4 protein-coding genes and 1 pseudogene are annotated in these 6,078 nt (G+C 67.8%); 2 read left to right on the plus strand and 3 right to left on the minus strand.

Translation table 11 applies throughout. The features are described from left to right. A partial coding sequence (gene uppS / locus ABZ281_RS33270; protein WP_356661579.1) for a polyprenyl diphosphate synthase occupies nucleotides 1-906 on the plus strand: 906 nt, incomplete at its 5' end. Between the two features lie 775 nt (nucleotides 907-1,681). Here the strand turns inward: uppS and ABZ281_RS33275 are convergent. Both ABZ281_RS33275 and ABZ281_RS33280 read right to left on the minus strand, forming a co-directional pair. After that, a complete protein-coding gene (locus ABZ281_RS33275) occupies nucleotides 1,682-2,116 on the minus strand; it encodes an AbfB domain-containing protein (protein WP_356661585.1) in 435 nt (144 codons plus the stop codon). Nucleotides 2,117-2,137: 21 nt separating this feature from the next. Then, nucleotides 2,138-3,850: pseudogene (locus tag ABZ281_RS33280) on the minus strand (family 43 glycosylhydrolase); the annotation flags it as partial. Nucleotides 3,851-4,390: 540 nt separating this feature from the next. Here ABZ281_RS33280 and ABZ281_RS33285 point away from each other — a divergent pair. Further along, a complete protein-coding gene (locus ABZ281_RS33285) occupies nucleotides 4,391-5,824 on the plus strand; it encodes a glycoside hydrolase family 43 protein (RefSeq protein ID WP_356661581.1) in 1,434 nt (477 codons plus the stop codon). On the opposite strand, the gene ABZ281_RS33290 is transcribed toward ABZ281_RS33285, so the two are convergent. Then, on the minus strand, nucleotides 5,775-6,078 hold a 304-nt coding region (locus ABZ281_RS33290), incomplete at its 5' end, for a glycoside hydrolase family 97 C-terminal domain-containing protein (protein ID WP_356661583.1). The two genes, ABZ281_RS33285 and ABZ281_RS33290, sit on opposite strands and share 50 nt — an antisense overlap.

Here is a 6,078-nt window from a genome sequence, read left to right on the forward strand (position 1 = left end):
CTGACCCCGCTTACGTTTCCGCCCCCCCAACCCCCCGCCGCCCACCGCCCGCCGCCACCCGCCCGGCCTGCACCCACCACCGGCACCTTCCGGCTGCCGCCGCCCCACCCGAGCGGCGAGCAGCCCCCCGAGATCCCGCCCGGCGACCTGCCCGCCCACGTCGCCGTGATCATGGACGGCAACGGCCGCTGGGCCCAGCAGCGCGGACTGGCCCGGCACGAGGGCCACCGCGCCGGCGCCACCGCGGTCCGTGAGGTGGTGCACGGAGCCCTGGACATCGGCCTGCGTCACCTGACGCTCTACACCTTCTCCACCGAGAACTGGCACCGCGATCCGGAGGAGGTCGACGCGATCCTCGATCTGCTGCGCCGCGAACTGGCCGAGAACCCCTTCCGCGACCTCGACGTCCGGCTGCGCTGGCACGGCCGCGCCGGCCGCCTGCCCCCCGACCTGGTCGACCTGCTCCACCTGAGGGAGCGCACCACCCGGGCCCGCACCGGCCTGACGCTGACGATGTGCATCGACTACGGCGGCCGGGACGAGCTCACCCGCACGGCCGCCGCCCTGGCCCGCCGGGCCCGAGAGGGCCGTCTGGAGCCGGACCTGATCGCCGAGGACGACTTCGCGCGGCACCTGCCCGTCCCGGACATGCCGGACGTGGACCTGCTCTGGCGCACGGGCGGCGAACAGCGCGTCTCCAACTTCCTGCCCTGGCACACGGCCTACGCGGAGCTGCACTTCACCCCGGGGCTCTGGCCCGACACCGACCGCCGCGACCTCTGGCAGGCACTCACCGCCTACACCCACCGCCAACGTCACCTCGGTGCGACCCCGGCCGCAGCCCGTGCCGACGAACCGTCAGCGGCCCACTGGGCGACGGCACCTGCTGCGGGGGCGGGCGGGTGAACCGGGTACATCTCCCCGGAGCCGCACCGCACTTCTCACTCCCGCGAGTAGAAACGGTTCTGTGCGTGTAGCGCGTGGTGGGGCGGGTGGGACTCGAACCCACGGGCCGACGGTTCATGAGTCCTTTGAGGATCTTGGCGGGCCTTGCCGATCAGTGCCGATTCAGCCCGTTCTTGCAGGTCAGGCGTGTTCATCTAAGTCGGCCTTGCACGGTCCGCGCTGGTTGGTTCCTGTCCTTGCGGTCCCTCCCGGTCGCTGCCGCTCCCTGAATGACCTTGCCCGGCAGGAAATCCGCGACGTCGCTCCAGCTCAGCAGACGCGGCCGAACCATGGCGCAGACGGGGTGAGCCATGTCGGTGGCCCTTCGTCTTTGTCGGCCTGTTCCTGTCCTTGTGTCCTCAACGCGTCCTCAACTCCGCCGCACAGCAAGAACGGTCCGGGGCCGTCCGACGATCGCATCAGCTCAGACGGGGCTCTGGAATCTGCGCGCAGCGCATTGCCCTTGCACCGCGCAGAGGCTCCACCCCGGTGTGGGGATGAGCCTGGGCGGCCCGAGTAGGCCATAGCATCCTCGGCGAAGAGATCTGTCGGCGGCATCGGCGTGTGCTGGGTATCTGTCCAGCCGCGGGGTTGGCCAGCCTCGCCTCGTCGCTGCTGCAGCCATGGCCACCGCAGGTGCCCGGGGCCGGCACGGACACTGGGGTGGCGCCGCGGTGACCCGCACGGCAAGACCGTGCGGGTCCCTGCCCGCCGTGCGGGGAACGCGGGAGCGCTATCAGGCCCAGGGGCTGACCACCGTGAAGGAACTGTCGGCGCGGAAGGTGGCGGTGTCCTGGAAGGTGTCGACGCGCAGCTCGTAGTTGTAGTGGCGGATGTAGCGGCCGGGGTAGTTGTACGACTCCAGGCTGACCGAGCTGGCGACGGACCCCGGCCGGGCGCAGAAGGTGGCGTCCTTGTTGAAGAGCATGGTGCCGCTGCTGGTGTCGAAGCGGATCCGGAAGTCCTTGTGGCGCAGGTAGCGGCCGGAGGAGTCACGGAACGAGTAGCACCTGGAGTCGGCCAGGCCGGGGACGGCGGTGAAGGTGGCGTTCTGCTTGACGGCCGTGGTGCTGGAGGACGTCACCGGGTCGACGTAGCCGAGGCTGTCCGACCGTTCGACAACGTAGCGGCCGGGGAAGTTGACCGACTGCAGCGAGCGGGTGGTGTTCACCGGCAGGGCGGTGCCGCCCAATACGGGGGTGATGCTGCTCAGGGTGGGGACGACCTTCTTGATCAGGCCGCTCGCGTCGAACTCCATCTTGTCGATGGTGGTCTCGCGGTGGGTTCCGTCGCCGCCGGGGATGGCGAAGCGGTGGTAGACGATGTACCAGTCGTCGGTGTTCGGCACCTGCACCACGGAGTGGTGGCCGGGCCCCCTGATACCGAGGGAGAGGTCCTTCTCCAGGATCACGCCCTGCTTGCTCCAGGGGCCGGTGGGCGAGGAGCCGGTGGCGTAGGCCACGCGGTAGTTCTCGTCGCGAGTGTCGTTCTCCGACCACATGAAGTAGTAGGTTCCGTTGCGCTTGACGACGAAGGAGCCCTCCCGGTAGCCGCTGGGGGTGATGTCGGTGACCTTCGAGGCGTCGAAGGAGACCATGTCGTCGTTCAGCGGGACCACGTAGGCGTGGCCGTTGCCCCAGTAGAGGTAGGACTGGCCGTCGTCGTCGGTGAAGACCGCGGGGTCGATCATCTGACCGCTGTACTGGCCCGCCTTCAGCAGGGGCCGGCCGAGCGCGTCCGTGAAGGGACCCGTGGGCGAGTCGGAGACCGCGACACCGATGTTCCCGTCGGCGCAGAAGTAGAAGTAGTACTTGCCGTTCTTCTCCTCGATCGTCGGCGCCCACGCCCTGCTGTTGGCCCAGCTGATGCCGGGACCGAGGTCGAGGATGACGCCGTGGTCCGTCCAGTGGACCAGGTCCTTGGAGGAGTATGCCTTGAACTGCGTACCGCTCCAGTTCGCGAAGCCGTCGGTGGTCGGGTAGATGTAGTACGTGTCGCCGAACCTGATGATGTCCGGGTCGGCGTTGAGACCTGGCAGGACCGGGCTCCTCATGGTCAGCGCCGAGACCGTCCAGGTGCGCTTCCGGCCGTCGGACCCGGTCACCTCATAGGTCACGGGGCTGGTGAGGTCGCGCGGGGTGCCGGAGGCCGGGCTGATGGACGCGCCCTGCCCGAGGGTGAACTGCGGGGCGAGCGCGGTGAGGTCCGTGCCCTCCTTCATCGGCAGCGTGATCCTGCTGTTGACGTCGTCGATGATGGCGGCGATCTTCAGGGCGGGGTGGCTGACCGCGGCGATGCCCGTAGTGTTCCCGCTGATGCTGAAGACCTCGTCGGGCGTCAGTGCGCGGTTGTAGACCCGGAAGTCGCGCATCCTGCCCTTGAAGAGCTTGTCATTGCTGTAGAGCGACTTGCCGATGTAGTCGGCCGTGGTGATGCCGGACCCGATGGAGCCGGGGGTGGTGGTGACCGACGTGTTGCGGGCCACCTCCACGCCGTCCTGGTAGAGGACGCCCGTGGTGCCGGTCTGGGTGTAGGTGACGTGCTTCCAGACCGAGCGCGGCAGCGCGGCGGAGGCTCGCGTGTTCTGCTCGGTGGAGAAGCTTCCGGAGGCGATGGCGGTCCGGAAGGAGTCGCCTGTGGTGAAGAGGTACCCGTTCCCCGCGCCGTTGCTGGTGTTGCCGAAGCCGTAGAGGAAGTACGGCGTGGCCTGGGCGGCGTCGATCTGCACGTCCATCGAGACGGTGATCGAGTTCATGCCGCTCATGATGTTGTCGGGCACCTTGATGTAGGTGTCCGACCCGTTGAACGTCAGTCCTTCCGTCCCCGACCAGCCCCCGGTGCCGTTGACGGTGCCGTTGCGGCCGTTGCCCGAGGAGTCCACCGCCACGGTGCCCGAGGTGGAGTCGAGTTTGTACCAGAGAGCCAGACCGTCGGTGATCTCCGCAGCCTGGGCGGGGGCTGACAGACCTACAGCGCCCGCCAGGAGCGCGGCGGCTGCCACGGCGGCGACGGCGCCCTGCCGGAATCTTCGGCGGCTCTGAGGTCTCACGCTGTGCATGGGTTCACATCCCGTGATGAAGACATGCCTGAGAGGGCGGCTCGCGACCCTGGCAGACGTGCTGACATGCCGCCCGAATGACATCGCGCTGCGTGAGTGTGAATTGGGATACGAGTCGGCGTCAATACGTTTCGAACGACATCCGATATACCGAACAAGGATGCCCTGCGTGGACGGATTGCTGTGACGGTCGACAGCCGCGACCCCTTGACACTCTTTTTGCCAGCCCTATAGCGTCTGGCCGATTTTCCGAGGGGCTTTCTAAATATCGAACAATGGGGCATCGGTTCCCTTCTGCTCACTCATTCCAGTCGCCGCACGGCGAGCCGGTGGTGACAGCTGAACCTCTCCCCGATTGAGGCAACCGCAGAAAGGCAGAAACCGTACATGCGCACGCTTCTCTCCCGGCTGTCGGCGATACTCGTCGCCGCCTGCCTGCTCTTCACAGGCCAGGTCCTGACCGCACCGAACCGGGCAGCCGCCGCCGACCCCGGCTACCTGATGGTGCACTTCACCGGGGAGGGGGCCACCAACCAGCAGATGTACCTCTCGCACAGCACGGACGGCCTGCACTGGAACGACCTCAACGGCGGCGGCATGGTGCTGCGCTCCACGATCGGCACCAAGGGCGTGCGCGACCCCGCACTCGTGAGATCCCCCGACGGCAGCAAGTACTGGATCATCGCGACCGACCTGTGCATCAGCTGCGGGCAGGACTGGAACGCCGCCATCAACAACGGCAGCCGCAACCTGGTGGTGTGGGAGTCGACGGACCTGGTCACCTGGTCGGATCCGTGGCTGCTCAACGTCGCCGGCCCGATCCCGGACGGCCGCAACGCCTGGGCGCCCGAGGCGATCTGGAACCCCGAGACCAACGACTACGTCCTGTACTGGGCGACGAACGTGCCCCTCGACGGCAAGACGAAGCACCGCATCTTCTACGCCCGGACCAGCGACTTCCGCACCATCACCACCCCGCAGCTCTACATCGACCGCCCCGGCACCCAGGAGATCATCGACACCCAGATCATCGAGGTGCCCTCCGGTGTCGGTAACTACCGCTACGTGCGGGCCTCCGGCGACGGGGAGATCACCCTCGAAGGCAGCAACTCCATCCTGGGGACCTGGACCAACCTGGGCGACCTCTCCGGCATCGGCCTGACCGGGTCGATGGTCGAGGGCCCGATGTGGATGAAGTTCAACGGCACCAACAAGTGGGCGCTCTACCTGGACCAGTACGCCACCAACCGCGGCTACATGCCGGTCACCACGACCGACCCGTCCAACCCCGCCTCGTACCAGCAGCTGGCCTCGACGAGCTACAACATGGGCGTCACCAAGAAGCGCCACGGCTGGATCCTGAACATGACGGCCGCCGAGGAGAGCCGGGTGCTCGCGCGCTGGCCCAACACCGCGGCCCAGCGACTGCAGTCGTTCAACTTCCAGGACCGCTACGTACGGCACACCAACTTCGACGTGCGCATCGACCCCAACGTCACCCCCGTCGAAGACTCCCGGTTCCGGCTGCGGACCGGCCTGGCCGGCACGGGCACCGTCTCCTTCGAGTCGGTGAACATGCCCGGGTACTTCCTGCGGCACACCAACTACGACTTCCAGCTGGCCCGCTTCGACGGCAGCAGCCAGTTCGCCGCCGACGCCAGCTTCCGCCAGGTCGCGGGGCTCGCCGACTCCACCTGGTCGTCGTTCCAGTCGTACAACTTCCCCGACCGGTACATCCGCCACTACGCCTACTACCTGAAGCTCGACCCGATCACCAACGCGACAGCACGCAGCGACGCCACCTTCCGCGTGACGAACTGACCTGAAACCCGGATGCCGGCGCCTCCATGAGGGAGCGCCGGCATCCCCTTCTTCCGCTCGGCTTCAGCACCACCGCCTGCCCGCCGGAGGGGGCCATGGCCGCGCTGAGCACGGTCGCCGAGGTGACGGTCCGCGTGCTCACCACGACGGGGGTCTGGTAGGCGGAGGTTCCGGGCGTGCCGTCGGCGTAGACCGTCGACGTCCATTTGCCGCCGCCGAGGAAGGACAGCGGGAGCGACAGTGTCCGGGCCGAC

Origin of the sequence: Streptomyces sp. NPDC006265 (assembly GCF_040613555.1) — a bacterium.
Lineage (GTDB): Bacteria > Actinomycetota > Actinomycetes > Streptomycetales > Streptomycetaceae > Streptomyces.